Origin of the sequence: Vibrio sp. Isolate30, assembly GCF_022397975.1 — a bacterium.
GTDB classification, from domain to species: Bacteria; Pseudomonadota; Gammaproteobacteria; order Enterobacterales; family Vibrionaceae; genus Vibrio; species Vibrio fortis.
This window is the reverse complement of record NZ_JAKEUS010000016.1, coordinates 26,804-46,942: the sequence shown is the minus strand read 5'-3', so window position 1 is coordinate 46,942 and position 20,139 is coordinate 26,804. Positions and strand designations below refer to the sequence as shown.

19 protein-coding genes are annotated in these 20,139 nt (G+C 46.1%); 14 read left to right on the top strand and 5 right to left on the bottom strand.

All coding sequences use genetic code 11. The features are described from left to right. Window positions 1-3 precede the first annotated feature (3 nt). The 6 genes from dapF to L1D60_RS22770 all read left to right on the top strand — a co-directional run bounded on the left by dapF (window position 4) and on the right by L1D60_RS22770 (window position 8,532). The gene (gene dapF / locus L1D60_RS22795) at window positions 4-834 is read left to right on the top strand and encodes a diaminopimelate epimerase (RefSeq protein ID WP_239843106.1); all 831 of its coding nucleotides are present in this window, start codon (window positions 4-6) and stop codon (window positions 832-834) included. Window positions 835-863: 29 nt separating this feature from the next. After that, complete coding sequence (locus L1D60_RS22790) at window positions 864-1,562, top strand: DUF484 family protein (RefSeq protein ID WP_239843105.1); 699 nt, start codon at window positions 864-866, stop codon at window positions 1,560-1,562. Next, complete coding sequence (gene xerC, locus L1D60_RS22785) at window positions 1,531-2,463, top strand: tyrosine recombinase XerC (RefSeq protein WP_239843104.1); 933 nt, start codon at window positions 1,531-1,533, stop codon at window positions 2,461-2,463. Before L1D60_RS22790 ends, xerC begins: the two co-directional genes overlap by 32 nt. 9 nt (window positions 2,464-2,472) lie before the next feature. Further along, complete coding sequence (gene yigB, locus L1D60_RS22780; RefSeq protein ID WP_239843103.1) at window positions 2,473-3,189, top strand: 5-amino-6-(5-phospho-D-ribitylamino)uracil phosphatase YigB; 717 nt, start codon at window positions 2,473-2,475, stop codon at window positions 3,187-3,189. A gap of 162 nt (window positions 3,190-3,351) precedes the next feature. Next, complete coding sequence (locus L1D60_RS22775; protein ID WP_239843102.1) at window positions 3,352-5,847, top strand: EAL domain-containing protein; 2,496 nt, start codon at window positions 3,352-3,354, stop codon at window positions 5,845-5,847. A 204-nt stretch (window positions 5,848-6,051) separates the two neighbouring features. Continuing rightward, the gene (locus L1D60_RS22770; RefSeq protein WP_239843101.1) at window positions 6,052-8,532 is read left to right on the top strand and encodes an EAL domain-containing protein; all 2,481 of its coding nucleotides are present in this window, start codon (window positions 6,052-6,054) and stop codon (window positions 8,530-8,532) included. Between the two features lie 64 nt (window positions 8,533-8,596). Here the strand turns inward: L1D60_RS22770 and L1D60_RS22765 are convergent, their stop codons facing one another. Beyond that, on the bottom strand, window positions 8,597-9,196 hold the full coding sequence (locus L1D60_RS22765) for a DTW domain-containing protein (protein WP_239843100.1): 600 nt from the start codon (window positions 9,194-9,196) through the stop codon (window positions 8,597-8,599). Window position 9,197: 1 nt separating this feature from the next. Further along, window positions 9,198-10,748: a hypothetical protein gene (locus L1D60_RS22760; protein WP_239843099.1), complete on the bottom strand. Its 1,551-nt coding sequence runs from the start codon at window positions 10,746-10,748 to the stop codon at window positions 9,198-9,200. A gap of 39 nt (window positions 10,749-10,787) precedes the next feature. Here L1D60_RS22760 and L1D60_RS22755 point away from each other — a divergent pair, with 39 nt between their 5' ends. Next, window positions 10,788-11,255, top strand: a complete 468-nt coding sequence (locus L1D60_RS22755) for an EVE domain-containing protein (RefSeq protein WP_032553358.1) — start codon at window positions 10,788-10,790, stop codon at window positions 11,253-11,255. A 77-nt stretch (window positions 11,256-11,332) separates the two neighbouring features. On the opposite strand, the gene L1D60_RS22750 is transcribed toward L1D60_RS22755, so the two are convergent. Beyond that, on the bottom strand, window positions 11,333-12,160 hold the full coding sequence (locus tag L1D60_RS22750) for a Cof-type HAD-IIB family hydrolase (protein WP_239843098.1): 828 nt from the start codon (window positions 12,158-12,160) through the stop codon (window positions 11,333-11,335). A gap of 143 nt (window positions 12,161-12,303) precedes the next feature. After that, window positions 12,304-13,284 (bottom strand): alpha/beta fold hydrolase, encoded by a 981-nt coding sequence (locus L1D60_RS22745; RefSeq protein ID WP_239843097.1) that lies wholly within the window; start codon window positions 13,282-13,284, stop codon window positions 12,304-12,306. Between the two features lie 81 nt (window positions 13,285-13,365). Here L1D60_RS22745 and rhtB point away from each other — a divergent pair, with 81 nt between their 5' ends. From rhtB to L1D60_RS22710, 7 genes are all read left to right on the top strand, one after another. Then, complete coding sequence (gene rhtB, locus L1D60_RS22740; RefSeq protein WP_239843096.1) at window positions 13,366-13,983, top strand: homoserine/homoserine lactone efflux protein; 618 nt, start codon at window positions 13,366-13,368, stop codon at window positions 13,981-13,983. Window positions 13,984-14,006: 23 nt separating this feature from the next. Continuing rightward, a complete protein-coding gene (locus L1D60_RS22735) occupies window positions 14,007-15,227 on the top strand; it encodes an EAL and HDOD domain-containing protein (RefSeq protein WP_239843095.1) in 1,221 nt (406 codons plus the stop codon). Window positions 15,228-15,327: 100 nt separating this feature from the next. Beyond that, window positions 15,328-15,669 carry a metalloregulator ArsR/SmtB family transcription factor gene (locus L1D60_RS22730; protein WP_239843094.1) on the top strand — a complete coding sequence of 114 codons (342 nt, stop codon included), beginning with the start codon at window positions 15,328-15,330 and terminating at the stop codon, window positions 15,667-15,669. 41 nt (window positions 15,670-15,710) lie between these two features. Beyond that, window positions 15,711-16,715 (top strand): ArsJ-associated glyceraldehyde-3-phosphate dehydrogenase, encoded by a 1,005-nt coding sequence (locus tag L1D60_RS22725; RefSeq protein ID WP_239843093.1) that lies wholly within the window; start codon window positions 15,711-15,713, stop codon window positions 16,713-16,715. A 17-nt stretch (window positions 16,716-16,732) separates the two neighbouring features. Further along, window positions 16,733-17,239: a cyclin-dependent kinase inhibitor 3 family protein gene (locus L1D60_RS22720; RefSeq protein ID WP_239843092.1), complete on the top strand. Its 507-nt coding sequence runs from the start codon at window positions 16,733-16,735 to the stop codon at window positions 17,237-17,239. 96 nt (window positions 17,240-17,335) lie between these two features. Beyond that, window positions 17,336-18,556, top strand: a complete 1,221-nt coding sequence (gene arsJ, locus L1D60_RS22715) for an organoarsenical effux MFS transporter ArsJ (protein WP_239843091.1) — start codon at window positions 17,336-17,338, stop codon at window positions 18,554-18,556. 122 nt (window positions 18,557-18,678) lie between these two features. Continuing rightward, window positions 18,679-19,692, top strand: a complete 1,014-nt coding sequence (locus L1D60_RS22710; RefSeq protein ID WP_239843090.1) for an acyltransferase — start codon at window positions 18,679-18,681, stop codon at window positions 19,690-19,692. Window positions 19,693-19,719: 27 nt separating this feature from the next. Here L1D60_RS22710 and L1D60_RS22705 read toward each other — a convergent pair whose 3' ends face one another. Continuing rightward, a complete protein-coding gene (locus L1D60_RS22705) occupies window positions 19,720-20,049 on the bottom strand; it encodes a DUF2500 domain-containing protein (protein WP_239843089.1) in 330 nt (109 codons plus the stop codon). Between the last annotated feature and the right edge of the window lie 90 nt (window positions 20,050-20,139).

The following is a 20,139-nucleotide window of genomic DNA, read 5'->3' as shown; positions in this document are numbered from 1 at the left end:
GTTATGCACTTCCACTTTTCAAAAATGCATGGTTTGGGCAATGATTTCATGGTCGTGGACTGCATTACTCAAAACATCTTCTTCTCTCCAGACCTGATCCGCCGTTTGGCGGATCGTCATACCGGCGTTGGTTTCGACCAACTGCTGGTGGTTGAGGCTCCGTACGACCCAGAAACGGACTTCCACTATCGTATTTTTAATGCCGATGGTAGCGAAGTCGAACAGTGTGGTAACGGTGCTCGTTGCTTTGCTCGCTTCGTGCGAATGAAAGGGCTGACCAACAAATACAGCATCAATGTGAGCACCAAGAAAGGCAAGATGGTTCTTAAGATTGAGGAGAACGATCAGATCACGGTTAATATGGGCGTGCCTGAGTTCGAGCCAAGTAAGATCCCTTTCAAAGCTAAACAGTCAGAGAAAACCTACATTCTGCGTACCGATGAGCACACGCTTTTCTGTGGCGCGGTAAGCATGGGTAACCCTCATGTAGTGACAGTAGTTGATGATGTGGATACCGCAGATGTTGATACCATTGGTCCGCTGCTTGAGTCACACGAGCGTTTCCCTGAGCGTGTGAATGCCGGTTTTATGCAGGTAGTCACTCGTGACGAAGTTCGCCTACGTGTTTACGAACGTGGTGCAGGTGAGACCCAAGCGTGCGGAAGCGGTGCTTGTGGCGCTGTTGCTGTGGGTATTACTCAGGGCTTGCTATCTAATAATGTAAAAGTGCGCCTGCCAGGCGGCGATCTACAGATCAGTTGGCAAGGTCCAGGTAAACCGCTGTTTATGACAGGCCCTGCTACACACGTCTTTGATGGTCAACTCTCTTGCTGATCACCATTAATAATAAATAAGGATAGGTTTTGTCTTACGTAGAAGCCGATGCGCTAACGGCAGAAGTGGTTGCTGAATATTTGCGTGATAACCCAGACTTCTTCCAAGATAGGAGAGAGCTGGTGGATCGCCTTGCGATTAATAATGTAGAGCAGGGTGCTGTCTCTTTAGTCGAAGTGCAATTGAAGCGTCAGCGTCAACGCATTGAAGAGCTTGAAGAAGAGATCACCAGCTTAATGTCACTGGCGGCCAATAACGATAAAACCTTCTATGAGTTTATGGCGCTGCAGGACCAAGTGCTGAAATGTCGTGATTTCATGCAGGTGATTAAAGCGGTAGAGCAGAAAGCGACTGAGCTTGGTCTGAAGGCGTATGTTCGCATTCTGTCTCAAGGTGGTTTTTATCAGCTTAGTGATGAGGGCTATGCTAAATTCTCGTTGAATCATCTCAATGGTAAAGATGCATACCTTGGTCGCTTGAGAAAGAGCGATCGCCAAGACCTATTTGGCGAACAACCTGCTCCTGAGCTAGGATCGTATGTAGTGCTGCCGTTGGCCAAACAGTCTCCGATTGGGTTGTTGGCCTTCTCTAGTGAAGATGGTGGTCACTTTCAGCCCTACATGGATACCCTTTTCTTGCGTCATTTAGCACTTGTTGTTGCTCATATGGCAGAGACCTTACCTTGGCAGATTGATAATGAGCCTAGAGCCCAACACACCTCTTCCTAATAGCCTCCAAAAACCACTTTCTCGTTTCTATGAGTACTTAAGAAGCGAGAAAGGGCTGAGTCTGCATACTCAGCGCAATTACAAACAGCAACTAGAAACTATGGCCGCTCAACTGGTCACCCTAGGTCTTAAAGACTGGCAGCAAGTCGATGCTGCGTGGGTGCGCCAGTTAGCCAGTAAAGGCATGCGTGAAGGGATTAAGGCGAGTAGTTTGGCGACGCGTCTTTCTTCACTGCGCAGCTTCTTTGATTTCTTAGTGCTACGAGGCGAGATTTCAGCAAACCCTGCGAAGGGGGTATCGGCACCGCGTAAGCAGCGTCCGTTGCCAAAGAACCTTGATGTGGATGAAGTAGGTCAGCTGCTTGAGGTTGATGAAAGTGATCCCTTATCGATTCGTGATCGAGCAATGATGGAAGTCATGTACGGTGCAGGCTTGCGTCTGGCTGAACTGGTGGGCATCAACCTGAAAGATATTCAGGCTCGTCAGGGCGAGATTCGAGTGATTGGTAAGGGTGATAAAGAGCGTAAGGCGCCTTTTTCTGGACAAGCCAAAGAATGCGTTGAGAAATGGCTTAAGGTGCGTGGTGAGTTAGCTGCCCCCGGAGAGCCTGCGTTGTTTGTATCTAAATTGGGTACGCGTATCTCCCATAGAAGTGTGCAAAAGCGCATGGAAGAGTGGGGTAAGAAACAGGCGGTGGCCAGTCATATCAGCCCACATAAACTGCGTCACTCATTTGCGACCCATGTATTGGAGTCAAGCCAGAATTTGAGGGCAGTTCAAGAGCTGCTTGGGCATGAGAACATTTCAACAACCCAGATCTATACCCATTTAGATTTCCAACACTTGGCACAAGCGTACGATCAAGCGCACCCAAGAGCTCGTAAAAGAAGCAAAGAATAAGAGGCACTGATGCAACTCTACCGTGGATTGAACCCGATTAAGGCGATGACGTTTGACCTAGATGACACGCTTTATGATAACTGGCCTGTGATCATGAAAGTGGAAAAGGAGATGGCGAAGTGGTTGTTCAGCGAGCACCCAGTGGCGTCATCTTTGTCTCTGGATGAGTGGCACCAAGTAAAGGTTCAAGTCGCGCAGGCAAATCCTGAGTTGAAGCATGATGTGACTTTGTGGCGTGAAACGCAGATCAAACAAGGGCTGATGCAGCTCGGCTATACAGAAGCCGAAGCGACTGCTGCAGCTAAGGCGGGCATTGAGCATGCATTGTGGCTCAGAAACCAAATCGATGTCCCTCAAGAGACGCATCGCGTGATGCAGGCTCTCTGTGAAAAGCTTCCTCTAATAGCGATCACTAACGGTAATGTCGATCCGCACAAAATCGGTTTGGGGGACTATTTTCAATTGATATTGAAAGCGGGACCCGATGGCAGAGCGAAGCCTTATCCTGATATGTTTACTCAAGCACAGCAGCATCTCGATATTCCGGCTCACCATATTTTACACGTTGGTGATCACCTTATCAGCGATGTTTATGGTGCTAAGGTCAATGACTATCAGGCGTGTTGGTTTAATGATAAAAACGTAAATATTCAGCAGGCATCGAAAGTGCGTGTGTTGCCTGATATCGAAATTTCACAATTAAGAGATCTTATGCGACTAATTTAATCGCGACTTTAAGCTTATGTCGCATTTATTATAGGGTCTTGTTACATTGAGTTTCGTTTAAGAAGCAGTGATAGCTTCTCTAATCGACAACGGCTTTCATCGTATTCATATCCATCATTAAAGCTGTTGTCGTCTACTTATATGATTACAACAAGGCTTGGCATGCATACCTACACTTTTCTCGTCAACTCTGAGGAATCCTTAGAAACCTATCTACAACAAAAAGTGTGGCATGCCGATAAACAGTACCTTATTCAGTTACACTCTACGCTTTCTGGCCAATCGGCGAGTCGCTTAGCCGATATCACACTGACGTACCTCAAAGGCGCGACCTTAATCGGTCAGAGCGTTCAGCATATGATTCACAATAATCGTCAGGTAAGCAGCGGCAGTTTGCTGATGATCAGTGAGTTTGAAGAGACGACGCTAAGTTCTACCGTTGTACCATTTAGTGGCAAAACTGGGCTGGATGGATTAGCGCTGGTTAACGCACTCAACTTAACCGAGCACAGCCAAACCGTGATCAGTATTTGCGACCAACTAGAGGGCTGTGATTACCCGATTTATACAGGCTTTGACACGTTGCCTTATTCGGTGCCTGTCGCTGGTGGTTTGTGTCATGAGAATGCGTACGGCCGTTGGGTAATGTATAACGGTCAGGTATATCAACATGCTTGTGTTGCCGTTGCACTGCATAACCCTAATTTAAAGGTATGGTCGGGGGCTTACTCTGAGTGGAACCCTATCGGCATGAAGCTTAGAGTCACTCGTGCTGAAGGGCATCGTCTGTATAGTCTCAACGATAAGCCTGCGATTGATGTATTTAAACACTACTTAGCTGACGGTAAAGATATTCCCTTTAGTCAGCTGATGAGTTTCCCTCTGTATCGTGAATCCGGCAGAAAGAAGGGTATTTCGACGCCGCTGCGAATCAATGATGATGGCAGTATCGAGTTTGATAGTGTTTGGCAAGTCGGTGAAGAGGCTCAATTCTGCTATAACCATCCATCACTGACCGCGGAGAAGGTTCGTCACGGTGCGGAAGTTCTGGCGATGCATCAACCCGAATCAGTGATGATCTACAACTGTGTGTCACGATTAGAGTTCATTGATAGTCGTACAGAGCTTAAGCCGTTTGAAGGCGTTGTTGATGCATGCGGAGCCTACTGCATGGGTGAACTGTATCGAACGGACACACAACAAGAGATTTTGCACCATAGCCTTACCTATGTGGCGATGCGTGAATCCCACGAGTTGATTGAATACAGTCGAACGGATGATCATATCGACTCTATGGTGTCACCGCTGCTTAATCTGGTCAGAAATGCGGTTGCCGACCTTGACCATATGAACAGCCAGATGGAGAAGAAACTTCATCAACAAGCGCGCCGTCTCACGGAAAGTTATCGCGTGGATTCGCGCACCGGTTTACCAAATCGTATCGTGCTCAAAGAGCAGCTCAATAGCATGAAGAGTTCGGAGCATCTGCTCACCTTAAAGCTGACGAACTTCCATCAAGTAAATGAAAAGTATGGCTACCAGGTTGGAGACCAACTGCTCAGAGATCTATCCACTCATTTCGTAGAGCAATTACAAAATAATGCGGATAAAGATTCTCTTGAGCGCGTACAACTGTTTAGTATCGGCGTGGGTGAGTGGGCCATCATCTTTGATGCTCTGGTTCAGAGCGAGCTGATTAAATACCGTTTTGCCCAATTTGCTGATGACATTGAACACATCAATTTTGAACCCTATGGTTTAGCGGATGTAGATTATCTCTCTGTTTCGTTGTGTGGCGGCTTTGCGAGCCGCTGTGACTTTACAGAAGATTCGGGTGAAGAAATTCTATTAAAGGCCATCGAAGCTCGGCGCTATGGGGTGCGTAACAACACCCATATTACTAACGCGAAAGACATTCAGGTAAGTGAGGAAGACCGTAAAGATCAGCTCGGATGGTTGTCTTGTGTAAGCCGCGCCATCTTGAGTCAAAATATCATTACGTACTCACAACCTATCGTTGCAGCTGGAAGTCATGAAGAAGTGAGCCAAGAGTGTCTGGTTCGTATTATGGACGATGGAAATATCGTACCTCCGGGCAAGTTCCTGCCTATCATCGCTGATACTCACCTGTACACGCGCCTCAGTCGTCATATGATTAAAAACACGATTGGTCATTTGGCAGATAAGCAAGGTGCGTTCTCCATAAACTTGTCACCACAAGATCTATTGAGCGATAAAACCTTGATGATACTGGAAACGGCGATTCAAGGGATGAACGATCCGACTAGACTAGGCTTAGAAGTGTTGGAGTCTGAGCAGATTAAAGACTACGGACGAATGATTGAAGTGTGTGATCACTTTAGAGCCTTAGGCGCTCGCATTATCGTTGATGATTTTGGCTCTGGGTATTCCAACATTGATGAGATCATCAAATTAGAACCTCAGATCATCAAGCTAGACGGTAGTCTCATCCGTAACATCGATAGAGACCCAAAACAGCGCAGTATTGCTGCTCAGTTGGTGAAGTTGTGTCAGGTATTTAATGCGAAAACTGTCGCTGAGTTCGTTCACAATCAACAAGTGTGCGAGTTAGCGGAAGATATGGGAATTGATTATCTGCAAGGTTATTACTTTGGCGAACCTAAGCGTTTGTTCTAACTAAAAACGTTTCGCTTAAAGGTGTCTAAAACACAATGTGATGTGCATACAGGTCTCGAGAAATTCGCTGCATATTCTATGATTTATTAAGGAATCATCCCTAACTGAGCTCACAGATCTTACAGGATGATTGTAAGTAATACGTGCAAGGCTTATCGATAATCAGCACAATAACAAATCATTAATGCAGCGATTAATGTGGTTATGCAGTCATTTTCTCTCTTTATACATGATATAGAGCAGCTTGCAGTTGAGCTAGAGACTGTAAGTTTCGCAACGAGCGATACGCTTTTGGTTCAGGTTTTCTCTTCTTTTGAGCAAGAGAGAGTCGAAGCTGCGTGTCAGATTATTCATGCGCGTTTTCCTAACTCTACTTCTATTGGCTGCAGTGCTGAACACTTCATTGATAAGGGCGAGCTTAGACACCAAGGGTTACTGGCGGTCTTTAGCCGTTTCTCTTCGACTACCTTTAGCTCAGCCGTGGTTCCATATAGTGATGATTTGGCTCGAGATAGCGACGATATGTTACGTCAGCTCGATTGCCATGAGGGAACCCAAACGGCGATCTGTTTTGCTGATTGCCTAACGCTGGATAAAACTGATCTCTTTTATGCGTTTGAACGCTCACCTCTGAATATTCCAATCTGTGGTGGCGCATCGACCATCACTCCATCTGGGCGCTGGGTGATGTGCAACGGGTGCTGTTATCAAGAAGCCTATGTCATGGTTGCACTACACAGTGAAAAGCTCGCTGTGAATCGAGGCTACTTCACCGAGTGGAATCCAATTGGCAAAACCTTTCGTGTTACCGCGGCGCAAGGCACTCGTCTTATTGAGTTGGACGAGGTGCCGATTCGAGAGCTTTATAACCGCTACCTTGCTGATGGTCTCGAAGTCCCCTTTGAACAGCTACACAACTTCCCGTTGATGGTTGGTGACCCGAAAAAACAGAATATTCATTTGCCAGTTAAAATGGCGAATAATGGTGAGATTGAGTTCAGCGGAGAGTTTCACGTTGGGGAGGAGGTGCGTTTCTGTTATGACCATCCTTCGCTAACACTGGAACAAGTCAGGTTAGGGGTTGAGCAAGTTGCCTTACACTCTCCAGAGTGCTTCTTTGTCTATAATTGCACTTCTCGCTTGGACTTTATTGAAGGGAACCAAGAGGTCGAGATCTTCCAGAAGCTGACCGACACCTATGGTGTTTACTGTATGGGGGAGTTGTTCCACGAGCAAGGGCAACAACGTCTATTGCACCATAGCTTAACCTATATGGCTCTTAGTGAGGGCAAACATTCAAACTGTCGTCAGTTAAGCAGTCAGCCTGCGAGTAATATATCCCCTCTGTTTTCACTGATTCGCAATGCCTTGATGGACGTTGATGACATGAACAACAGCATGGTCAACAAGATCCAACAACAGGCAACGGCTCTAACCGCCAGTTATCGTGTTGATCGTCGAACGGGTTTACCTAACCGGAGTGTTCTGCGCGAAAGATTGGCTCGAATGGGTGGAGCTAGCCACTTGCTCACGCTCAAGGTCACCACATTTAGCCAAATTAATGAGAAGTATGGCTACCGTGTAGGAGACAAGCTTCTTAACGACTTGAGTGAGCACTTCCAAAGTTCGTTGACTCGTTTTTTCGAACAAGAGTGTCAGCTCTACAGCGTGGGTATCGGTGAGTGGGCGGTGGTCTTTGATAGCTTGTCCAGTGATGAATACATACAACAGCGCTTCTCTGAATTTGCCGATGAGACTGAGCATGTCAACTTTGAGCCGATGGGGCTCCCTGATATTGATTACTTGTCGGTATCAATTGGCGCGGGGATTGCGAGTCGTCGTGATTTTCCGACCACATCGATTGATGATTTATTGCTGAAGTCGATTGATGCTCGTCGTAGTGCGGTCAGTCAAAACAAACATCTCGTTAACGCAAAGACCTTGGTTCAGCTAGAAAAACAGCGCCAAGAGCAGCTGCGTTGGTTGTCTTGTGTTAGCCGAGCGGTCATGAACAAGAATGTGGTCGCTTGTGCTCAACCCATAGTGTCGACTCATTCTCATCAAGTGGAGAGTTATGAGTGTTTAGTTCGCATCGAGGAAGAAGGAGAGCTAATCACTCCGGGGCGTTTCTTACCGATTATTGAAGGCACTCATCTTTACACTCGATTAAGTCGCCAAATGATCTCGCGTACCTTTGATTTTATGAGCACCCGAACCGACTCATTCAGTATTAACCTGGCACCACAAGATTTCACCAACGAGAAAACGGTACTCCACCTTGAGCAGGCAATTAAAAGCATCAGTCATCCACAGCGTATCGGCTTAGAGGTGCTAGAGACGGAACAAATCAAGGATTACGGTCGCTTAATCGAAATCTGTAATCACTTCAGAGAGCTGGGTGTGAACATCATTGTCGATGATTTTGGTTCTGGATATTCCAACATAGATGAGATCCTTAAGCTGGAGCCGCAGATAATTAAGCTCGATGGTAGTTTGATTCGCAATATTGATCAGGATATGAAGCAGCGTAAGATAGCGCAACAGCTGGTCAGCCTGTGTCAGATACTGAATGCTAAAACTGTGGCCGAATTTGTTCATAATCAAGAGGTGTGCAGGATCGCTGAGGACATGGGCGTCGATTACCTACAAGGCTATTTCGTCGGAGAGCCTAAGCGCCTGTTCTGATTTCTGAGTGACTACTGTTTCACGTGAAACGTAAAGAGCGAGCTAAGTCTCGCTCTTTGGTTTTTTACCTTAACGCATGGCCACTTTTATCGGCTTGGAAGACTTTCAAGTAGTGATGGAAGTACTGGTTGAGCTGTTGAGCTTGCTCCGTTTCACCCAATTGACTCAGTAGTAGGCTACCAACCTCACAAGTACATAAGTGCCCTGAGTCTTGATTGCGCCTCAAGGTATAGGCTGAATCCAAATTAGGAGTGAGGTGTACCTGTGGAATGTCTTTTAACCATGGGCTTTTGTTCATCATCTTCTTCGCTTCTTGCCATGTCGCATCGAGCACAATAAACAATAATTTGTGGCTTTCTACTGGATAATCTTTAGTGACCTCACTGACTTCAACACTCTGCTCACTTGGAAATAAGAGCAAAGCTTGTATCGCATCATCATTGATCATCGCCATTAAGTCTGTGGGTGCAGACTTACGCTGCCAAACATAGCTGTGACAGTTGGGCAGTGTTTGTTGCAGTAGTTTTCCAGTGTTGGTATCACGGTGGAGTTCGTTCTCGTGAGTAAGCAGTGCAATGTTTACAGAGCTTTCAAGAGTGGGGATCAACGAGCAAATACATTGATGAGTGAAGCCACATCGTTGGCAAGCGACAGCCTTTTCCATATTAGAGTTTAACTCCTTTTTGCATCGGAGATGTTTCGTCGGTAAACAGAATGACTTGGCTCACTTTGTCGCTGGTGGTTGTAGGCGCGACGCTTGGGTTGAGTGGATAACTGACACCTGAATACTGCAACACATGTTGTGCTGGTGTAGCACCGCCACCACTGACATTAAAGACGAGATCTTGCCAACCGTTATGTTGTTCGGCACCTAAATGAATCGCTCCCTGTACTAAGGTGATACGACTGTTGAAGCGCCACTGTTGTTGATGGTTTTCAAAGATAAGCAGAGTGCATCCTCCAGAACCACACCAATTAAGCTGAGCCAGTAGTTCCTCTTGGCCATCACCATTGAGGTCATAGGTCAGCCAACGATATTGGGTATCGTCAGTTGAGGTCTTGTGGATCTTAAAATAATCACGGATCGCACGGTCGACCTTGGGATCAAGTTGATCCCTACCATCGATTTTCTGAGGTGTAAGATCGGCGGATGATTCCGTCACTGTGGTCAGATCTTGTTGCTCTTTGGTTTTAAAGAGAACCAGACCACCATCGGCTATTGGATACACAACATTGCCCACACGCTCTTTTTTCGCCCTCAACTGGTTGCCTTCACGAGTAAAAATACGCTCTGAGATAAGATATTGTTGCTGGTGGCGCGTCATGACCACTTGAACTTGGTTGGTATTGAGTTGCTGCCAAAACCCTTGCTCAATAATAGGATCATCACCGTTGCTGTATGAGTAAGTGGTGATTGCGCTATGGTCATCATTCAATTCAAGAGTCACTGAGAAGCCGGCATTTTGTGTTGAGCTAGCAAAGTAGCGATCTGCCCATTCTAGGGTTGGGTCTTGATTAGAGAGCGTAGCGCAACCTTTGTGGGTCTTATCATTGAGGGTGAGCTCGGCATTCCAGCCGTACAAGCTATCACTCATGGTATCGTTACAACGGCTCTTAGTGAGGTTCAGTTCGCCATCACCTTGGTCGCTACTTAACTGATACTGACGCTGTTCGCTGCTCATACGGCTTGACTGAATCTCAAAAGCTTGTGGTGTCTCACCCATTTGTGAGTAGGTAATGTTGCTCTTATCGAATTGCGCCGACCAGGAAGGTTCATTACCAAAGACACGTGTTGGTTTAAGCGGTTGGTTGCAGCGGTTTGGGTTTTCTGCCGTCAGAATGTTTACTTGGTCGACAACAAAGCGTGCTGTGAAGTCGGCGTTGTATCCAGTTTGGCTAGGTACGGTCAGGTGGCCAATAAGCTCGCCATACATTGGTTGGTAGGGGGTATTAGAGAGTCCTTGAGCCTCCAGTGCCAGCTCTGGTGATAAATCTAGCCAGTATTGCTCTTGGCTACCACAAGGAGTAAAAGTGCGGCTCTCATGGCCGACAATCACTTGACCACGCATAATAAAGGTTTGTGGCTGAATGGTACTCGGCGCATCTAAGCTGGCAGTGGGCGACTTCTCTGATTCTGAAGGGGATAGTTGGGTTTGACTACAACCCGTCAGAGCGATGGCCGTCAGCCACACGGCTGGGTTTTTAAGTACCTTCATGTTATATCTTCCTCGGAGCAACCGTTAATTGGATTTATTATGGCATATTGGTTATTTAAAACAGAACCCGACACCTTCTCTATTCATACCCTGCGTGTGCAAAACACCTCTTGCTGGGAGGGCGTTCGTAACTATCAAGCTCGTAATATGATGCGTGATCAGGTCAAATTGGGTGACCTAGTGATGATTTACCATTCGTCTTGCAAAAAAGTCGGTGTTGCCGGTATCGCTAAAGTGACACGAGAAGCCTATCCGGATCATTTTCAGTTTGATCCAGAGAGTGATTACTACGATGCTAAATCGTCACCAGACAATCCTCGCTGGGTGATGGTCGATGTCGAGTATGTTCGAACCACAGAACGTTTGATTCCTTTAGCGACGCTGAAAGCGATGCCTGAGCTTGAAAATATGCCGTTAGTAAAGCGAGGCAATCGCTTATCCATCATGCCAGTGACGGAGCAAGAGTGGCAGGCTATTTTAAGCAAAGAGGTACTGGGTTCTCGATAGCATTAGAGCTTATGAGAACGTGAAGGTTCAAAAAAGGCAGCGATTGGCTGCCTTTTTAGTGTTTAGGGGAGAGATAGTTACAACAGATGATCTTCAAGGTAGTGAGCTACGGCATCATCCGCGTTGCTACCGATTACTTCGTTGTTTGGCAATGCTTGCATCACTTTCTCATGTGATGTGCCCATCACTAGGCCTTTACCTGCCATCGCTAACATTTCGGCATCGTTCATACCATCACCAAAGGCAATGCAGTTATCTAGAGTGAGGTCTAGTGATTTTGCAACGGCTTCGAGCGCGTGGCCTTTTGATACCTCTGCAGCCATGATTTCCAAACACCAAGGGGTAGAGAAGGATATGTTCAGCTTATCGCCAAAGGTGTCTCGCAACTTCTGCTCGAACGTCACTAGGTATTCATGATCATGTTCAGGGTGAGTAAAGAATACCTTCGCGATACCATCAGTGGGTGCCTGTTCAGCCTCAAAGCGTTTGTAGCTAAAGCCAGACTCGCTATGGAACTTGGCTAGCATCTCATCTTCACGATCCAGCAACCAATCTTCGTTTTGGTACATATGGATGAAAATATTCGTATCTTGACGAACGATGTCGAGTATTGGTTGAACAAGCTCTTGAGGTACGTTCTGGCTGTACATCAATTGATCGTTTTGGTCATGCACGCGAGCACCGTTAGAGGTGATCATATACGCTGGGATACCAACTTGCTGACGAATACCCGCAACGTCAACATGGTGTCGACCAGTGGCAAAGATAAAGGTGAAGCCTTGCTGGTGTAATTTCTTCAACGTCTGCTTGGTAAAATCACTCAACTTGTGGTTAGGGGCAAGCAGTGTGCCATCAAGATCAGAGGCAACAATATTGATGGAATCTTTCAGTGCAGGAATCGTCATTTAACCCTCGATACAGCGTACTTGATTAATAGAGACACCAAGCAGAGGTTGGTGTCCAATGTTGTAAGACAAATTGTACGTGAAATCAGTACAACAAAAGAGGGCAAAGCTCTATTACTTGTCTTCCTCTTTAGCGAACCCCTCTAACGAAAAAACGCAATAATCGAATCCAGAGTTTGATTTCGATATTGGTCAATTTCAAACAGCACTTCATGTCTTGCGTCATTAATGGTGACCATCTTGCTGTCGGCGTTTGTTTTGCGCAGTTTATTGATGAAGTTCTGTTGAGCTTGGTTGCAAACGATCTGCTCATTACCTGCTTGAATCAACAAAAGGGGAATTTTAATTTGGCGAGTTTGCTGAATGGCTTGTTTCGCCGCCATTAAGCCTTGCCATACCCAACGCGTGCTTGGTCCGCCAACTTGAATCGCTGGATTGTCGTCATAGAGCTTTCTGAACCACTGGTAGCGAACTTTGCTCTGACTGAGCAGGTTGTTTTCAAAAGGTTTAGCGTAATACGCTTTATGTCCCGGCGCATAAGTTGGCTTGGCGTACAGCCCCGTTAGCAGTTGTGCAACGAACATGGCGATAGGTTTAAGGTACCAATCCGTATTGACGCCAAACATAGGCGCACATAAGGCGACCTTTTCAAAGCGGTGGTCTGGAGTTGTTTGTAAGTAGCGAGTCGCGATGGTACTGCCCATCGAATGAGCGAGTAAGTAGCGTTGCTGGTACTTATCGAGTGGGAAGTGTTGGAGAATCTCACGCATATCACGGATGTAATCATCAAACTCATGAATATGACCAATGTCAGAGTCTTGCACACTGCGTTGTGAACGCCCTTGACCTTGATGATCAAAAGAGTAAATGTCATAACCTTGATGGTAGAGATCGTAAAAAAGCTCTTGGTATTTTTCGCAGCACTCTATGCGCCCATTCGAGATCACAATTGCTTTGCTATGCTGTGGTGAAGTAAAGCTCGACCAATAGAGTTTTTTCTTGCTCGATGAGGTGACATAACCTTCATTTCTTTGTTGCCAAAAGGCTGAGATCGGGTGTTTAATCGCTTCCTCAAATTGAGGCTCTTGAGTGAAATAAGAAGGTGCGGCAGCGCTGTTTGCCATGAGAAGTTACCTGAAAGAATACTGATGAGAGCTTTTATCGCTATTGATGTTGTTAGATTAAAGTACTGCTAAGGAAATGCAATGGATACTCATGTTTGGCTCGCTTATGTCGTGACCGCAATTCTGTTTAGTTTAGCGCCGGGCTCAGGTACCGTGAATTCGATCAGCAATGGTCTAAGCTATGGTACTCGTAAATCATTGGCTTCTATTGCAGGCCTGCAAATTGGTTTGGCATTTCATATTTTATTGGTGGGAGCTGGGATTGGCGCGCTGGTGGCCAAATCGGCGTTCGCGTTCACATTAATTAAATGGGTTGGTGTGGTCTATCTTATCTGGCTTGGTATTCAAAAGTGGCGTGACACGTCGAGCATGGTGGCTACCGAAGAGGGTGTATCGCAGTCAAGTTGGGCACTTTTGCGCAATGCGGTCTTAATTAATCTTACAAATCCGAAATCTATTGTATTTTTGGTTGCATTGTTCCCGCAATTTATAGACCCTTCACAGCCTCAAGCTCCGCAGCTTTTGGTACTTGGTGTGACTACGGTATTCATTGATAGCGTTGTTATGTTGGGTTACACCTCATTGGCATCACAAATGGGACGTTTTATTCGCTCAGATCGCGTAATGGGTAAGATAAATAAAATTTTTGGTGGTATGTTCATGGGATGCGGTGCATTGCTTGCTGCTGCCAAGGCTTAACCAATCATAGAGTTAGAAAATAGATGACCGCTACATACGTCGCTCGACAACCTATCTTTAATCGAAAAAAGCACACCCTTGGTTATGAGTTGCTGTTTCGTGATGGGGAAAATAATGCCTACCCTGCGCATGTTGAGTCGAATCGAGCTACGTATCGTTTGATTGTTGAAAATTTCTTATCGGTGGGTCTCAACCCATCGATCCCTTCATCTCGCTGTTTCATTAACTTTCCATATCAAAGCCTACTGCGTCGTCTTCCTCAAAGCCTGCCCAAAGACAAAGTGGTTATTGAGATTTTGGAGACCTGTCCACCGACACCCGAGCTATTGGAGGCGGTTAAAGATCTCTACCAACAGGGTTATATGATCGCATTGGACGACTTTACATCGACACCAGAGTGGGAAGCGTTTCTGAGGTATACGCACATTGTAAAGCTCGACATTATGCAGATGGGTTTAGATGCGGCGTGTGAATTGGTGCAAAAGCATCAAGGCAAGAAATACAGCTTTTTGGCGGAACGTGTTGAAACGGAAGAGGAGTTTCAACAAGCAAAGAAGGCGGGTTTTAAATTTTTTCAAGGGTACTTCTTCAGTAAGCCAGAAATGGTTAAAACGAAATACATCAGCCCTGAGCATGTGATTGCGATGGAGTTGTTTCAAGAAGTCTGTAAACCTAACGTCGACTTTCAGCGTGTGGAAAGTATTGTGGCAAAAGACGTGGCACTTTCTTACAAGCTACTCCGATTTGTGAACACCATGTCGCCGCGCTTAGAGGTCAGTATCTCTTCATTTCGTCAGGCATTGGTGTATTTGGGGCAAGATAACCTCAAGATGTTTGTCTCACTGGCGGTTGCCTCTTATGTCTCTGATAAGAAGCCAAAAGAGTTATACAGCTTATCTTTGCAACGTGCCCAGTTCTGTCAGCGGATGTCTCGTTACCAACCCTTTGAAGGGCATACTGAGCAAGCCTTTATGATTGGGCTATTCTCGTTGTTGGATGCGTTACTCGATCTGTCGCTGGAGCACTTAGTTGAACAACTGCCACTATGCGAGATCATTAAGTTAGCGCTGTTGCGTCGAGAGGGGCCGTATGGTCAGCTTTTGGCTTTGGAAGAGAGCTTTGAACATGCTGATTGGCGCCAGATAGAAGAGTACTGTAATAGGTTAGGGTTGAGTGTCGACCAAGTTAAAGCTGAGCTTACCGAGGCGCAGCGTTGGAGCCACAGTGTGACTAGTCAAACCTAACGGTACAAGTATTAAACTTTTATGACAGTGGAAACGCACGCCTTGACGTGCGTTTTTTTATAACTAATATATACGCATATCCATATATGAGAATACAAGTATGCTTCCTCACCAGTTTTTTAAATTATTGTCCGATGAAACGCGCGTACGCTGCTTAATGCTGATTGTGCGCCAAGAGTGTTTATCTGTTGGTGAGCTAACTGAAGCGCTACAAGAGAGTCAGCCGAAGGTGTCTCGTCACTTAGCGCAATTGCGCTCAAATGGGATCCTCACGGATGTTCGTCAAGGGCAGTGGGTGTTCTATCGCCTGTCCAAAGATTTACCAGGTTGGATGCTAAAGTTAATTGATGACCTCATCGCATCCGACTGTTTGAAAACTGAATATCAGCAAGACATTGAGCGTCTAGAATCCATGACTTCTCGCCCTCAATGTTGTGTTTAATGGAATATTTTTAGATTCACCACTGACTGAGAGAAAACACGATGACAGTTAAAGTAGGTATTAACGGTTTTGGTCGTATCGGCCGTCTAGCACTTCGCGCAGCATTCGATTGGGAAGAGCTAGAGTTTGTGCAAATTAATGATGTAGCGGGCGATACAGCAACGCTTGCCCATCTTCTAGAGTTCGATTCGGTTCAGGGTCGCTTTCACCATGAAGTAACCACTGAAGGCGATGAGATGATCATTAATGGTCAGCGTATCAAGACGACTCAAGAGCGTGATATCGATGCGATTGATTGGTCTGGTTGTGATGTTGTGATTGAAGCAACAGGTGTCCACCGTGCTGGTAAGTTCCTAAATAAATACCTAGAGCAAGGCGTGAAGCGCGTTGTGGTTTCTGCACCAGTGAAAGAAGAAGGCGTAGCGAACATCGTGGTTGGTATCAACGATGATATCTTCGATCCAGCAGTACACAAGATCGTGACGGCAGCGTCTTGTACAACAAACTGTATTGCACCTGTAGTGAAAGTGATCAACGAGAAGCTGGGTATCGAAAACGCGTCATTCACCACGATTCACGATCTTACCAATACACAAACGATTTTAGACGCGCCGCACAAAGACCTACGTCGTGCACGTGCTTGTGGTATGAGCCTAATCCCAACAACCACGGGCTCTGCTAAGGCGATTGTTGAGATTTTCCCTGAACTAGAAAACCGCATCAATGGCCACGCAGTGCGAGTACCGCTAGCGAACGCATCTCTGACTGACATCATCTTCGAAGTGAAACAAGACACAACAGCAGAAGAAGTAAACGCTCTGCTAAAAGAAGCATCTGAGAACGAACTACAAGGCATTCTAGGCTTTGAGGAGCGTCCACTGGTGTCTATCGACTACAAAGGCGACCAACGCTCTACCATCGTAGATGCACTATCAACTATGTTAGTTGGTAAGCGCATGGTGAAGATCTACGCTTGGTACGACAACGAAATGGGTTACGCGACACGTACTGCTGAGCTGGTACGCAACGTTGGTCTAGCAAAGTAAGTATTTGAGGAATAAAAATGACACATCCTGCTCATATCCACCCGACTTGGCAACTAGACCTTGAGAAAGGTGCACTTATCCTAACTCCGTGCCCAGGTACGAAAGAGGCTGATCTTGACTCATCTCTTGCTCAACTGAAAGAGCAAGGCGTTGAGGCCATTGTAACGGCACTGGACGATGCAGAGCTTGCAAGCAAAGACGTTGCCGCACTTGGCGAGAAAACTCGTGCTCTAGGCATGCAGTGGTTCCAAATTGAAATTGAAGACGACTGCGCACCGGAAGCTGACTTCGCTGCGAAGTGGCAAGCGGCGAGTCCAGAGTTACACAAAATCGTTGATAGCGGTGCGAAAGTTGCTCTGCATTGCATGGGTGGCTCAGGTCGCACAGGTTTGTTTGCGGCGCACCTACTGCTAGAGAAAGGCTGGGACCTTGATAAGATTGTTCAAGAAGTTCAAGCATTGCGCCCAGGTGCTTTCACAAAACCTATCCAGGTTGAGTACATTAATGGTGTAGCGAATAGCTAACAACCATCGATGTTAGACAAGGAGCTTTTGGTATCTTGAGTGTTTAGCATATCGTGATCCAAAAGCTCTTTTTGTTTAGATTGTAGAGAGAGCGTTATGTTTTCAAATCTAAGTAAGAGCGTTCGCCAATATATGTTGGTGACCTTCAATTACTGGAACTTCACCATTACTGATGGTGCACTTCGCATGCTGGTGGTTCTGTATTTCTATGACCTTGGCTACAGTTCATTAGAAATCGCTTCGCTGTTTCTTTTCTATGAATTCTTTGGCGTAGTGACCAATCTTATTGGTGGTTGGTTGGGCGCTCGTCTCGGTCTTAATAAAACCATGAACATTGGCCTTGGGATGCAAGTTGTCGCCTTGGGTATGCTCGCACTACCATCGGCCATGTTAACCATACCTTGGGTGATGGCGGCGCAGGCCTTGTCGGGTATCGCCAAAGATCTCAATAAGATGAGCGCTAAGAGTTCAATTAAGACCTTAGTGCCGGATGAACAGCAAGGCGCATTGTATAAGTGGATTGCGATTCTTACTGGTTCTAAGAATGCGCTGAAAGGTGCAGGCTTCTTTATTGGCGGTTTGCTGCTCTCAACCATTGGGTTCCAATATGCGGTGTTGGCGATGGCGGTTGTGCTGACTCTCGTCTTCGTTGGCAGCTTAGTGAGTTTAGAGGCAGACATGGGCAAGGCGAAAACCAAGCCTAAGTTCAAACAGATTTTCTCTAAGTCTGAATCGATCAACATCCTGTCTGCGGCACGCATGTTCTTGTTTGGTGCTCGTGACGTGTGGTTCGTGATTGCTCTGCCAATTTATCTTGGTAGTGTATTTGGTTGGGATCACTCTTGGGTAGGTGGCTTCTTAGCGGCTTGGACGATTGCTTACGGCTTTGTTCAGGGCATAGCACCTAAGATTACCGGTAAAGCGCAAGGTAAGGTACCTGATGGACACGCTGCACTACTGTGGGCTGGTGTACTGGCGATAGTGACGGCGGGTATTGCCTATGCGGTGCAAATCGGTTGGCAGCCTGAGTTAGTGATTATCGCGGGTTTAATGGTGTTTGGTGCTATTTTCGCGGTCAACTCATCACTGCACTCATACCTGATTGTAAGCTACGCAAAAGGCGATGGTGTATCGCTTGATGTTGGTTTCTACTACATGGCGAACGCGATGGGCCGTTTGATTGGCACAATTCTGTCAGGCTTGGTATTCCAAATGGGTGGATTGTCGGCCTGTTTGTGGGTGTCGTTTACTTTCTTAGCGTTCACAACGCTTATCTCTCTAAAGTTACCGAAAGTGCCACAAACAGAGACCGCATAATCGAAAATAGTGTGTTTTGTTCGTGAGCATAGCTTGCTTTAACAATAAGCTGACTTGGTTACCATACCAGTCAGCTTTTTTGTTGCTATAGTAGAATGATTGAATATTAATCAGGCATTTAGATGAAGCAGCGAATTCTCTTCTTTGATTTAGCACGATGTGTAGCGGCAGTGGCCGTGATCGCAATTCATGTGCTGGCACCCTATCGCAATGAGCTCAATATGATTCCATTCAATGAGTGGCTGACAGCGATTACGGTGAATGGGTTTAGCCGATGGGCAGTTCCTGTGTTCATTTTGATTACCGGCGCATTGATGCTCAGTGATCAACGCCCGTTTGATGCCAAATACTATTTAAAACGACGTTTAGGTAAGGTTCTGATTCCATTTCTTGTATGGTCTCTGTTCTATACCTATCTCTCTGGTTGGTCTGCGTCAGGCTATGATGCCTCGGTCAGTTGGGATGTGCTGAGTAACAGCTATCACCACTATACCTACTACCACTTAGGGTTCTTCTACTACTTCATACCGCTCTATTTTGTGATTCCGTTTATGCAGATTGGACTGCGTAAGTATGGTGATGCGTTCATCTACAGTTTCACTGCGGTCTGGTTGTTCACCACGTTACTGTTCTTGTTTAAGGTAGATGGACCATGGAGTCATGAATTGTGGCTATATACAGGTTATTTACCTCTGGGCTATATCTTGTATAAGAAGCTACCTCTAACCACACCTGTGGTCATAGGGACGACGATATTGGGTGCTTTGGCACTGTTTACCACGGTTTATATGGTCGTTGATGCGAGTCTCGCGGCAGAGAAATACACAGTAGGGCGCTGGCTGTCTTACAAAACGCTAAATACAGTCTTGGCTGCAAGTATGGTGTTTATGCTGTGTCGCTACTTTGGGGAAGGGCTATCGGATAAGTCGAATAAAGTGGTGGGCTTCATCAGTAAGCACAGCTTAGGTATCTATCTGTTGCACCCTATCTTCTTATGGCCAATGAAAGAGTTTGGTTGGTATCAAGGCCATCCAGCTTGGGTGATACCATTGTGGGTCGTGATCAGTGGTGCAGGCGCACTGTGGATGAGTTGGTTGATGGCAAAATCAGCGAAAACACGCTGGTTGTTGCCATAACTTAAGAATCTAAAAGCAAAAAAGGAATTAGCGCTTGAGGGCAAAGTGCAAAAATTTATCACCCTGATAAGTCAATGTACCTTTGTCCCCAGGATTTAGAGCATGGAAGTAATGGATCCCTACTTGGAACTCACGTTTGGGGCCAACCAGCCCACGTTGAACGTAGATCCAATACTCTTGGTCTTCTTGACCAGGTTGCGCATCAGGAAGGTCAATGGATTGTTTGTCGAGTACCGTGACATCTACCTTTTTCTCTGGCGCGTTTTCTCCTTGCATATGCTTTCGGTAAAAGCTAACAAAAACCCAGCCTGCTAGGGCGACAAGTACAATAATCGCAAGAAAAAGTGAATTAGGCATACAACCTCCATATAGTCCTGAGGGCTATTCTAGTCGGTCGATTGGATGGGATATGTGTTTAAAGCCGCTATTCGTGAATTGATGTAAGTT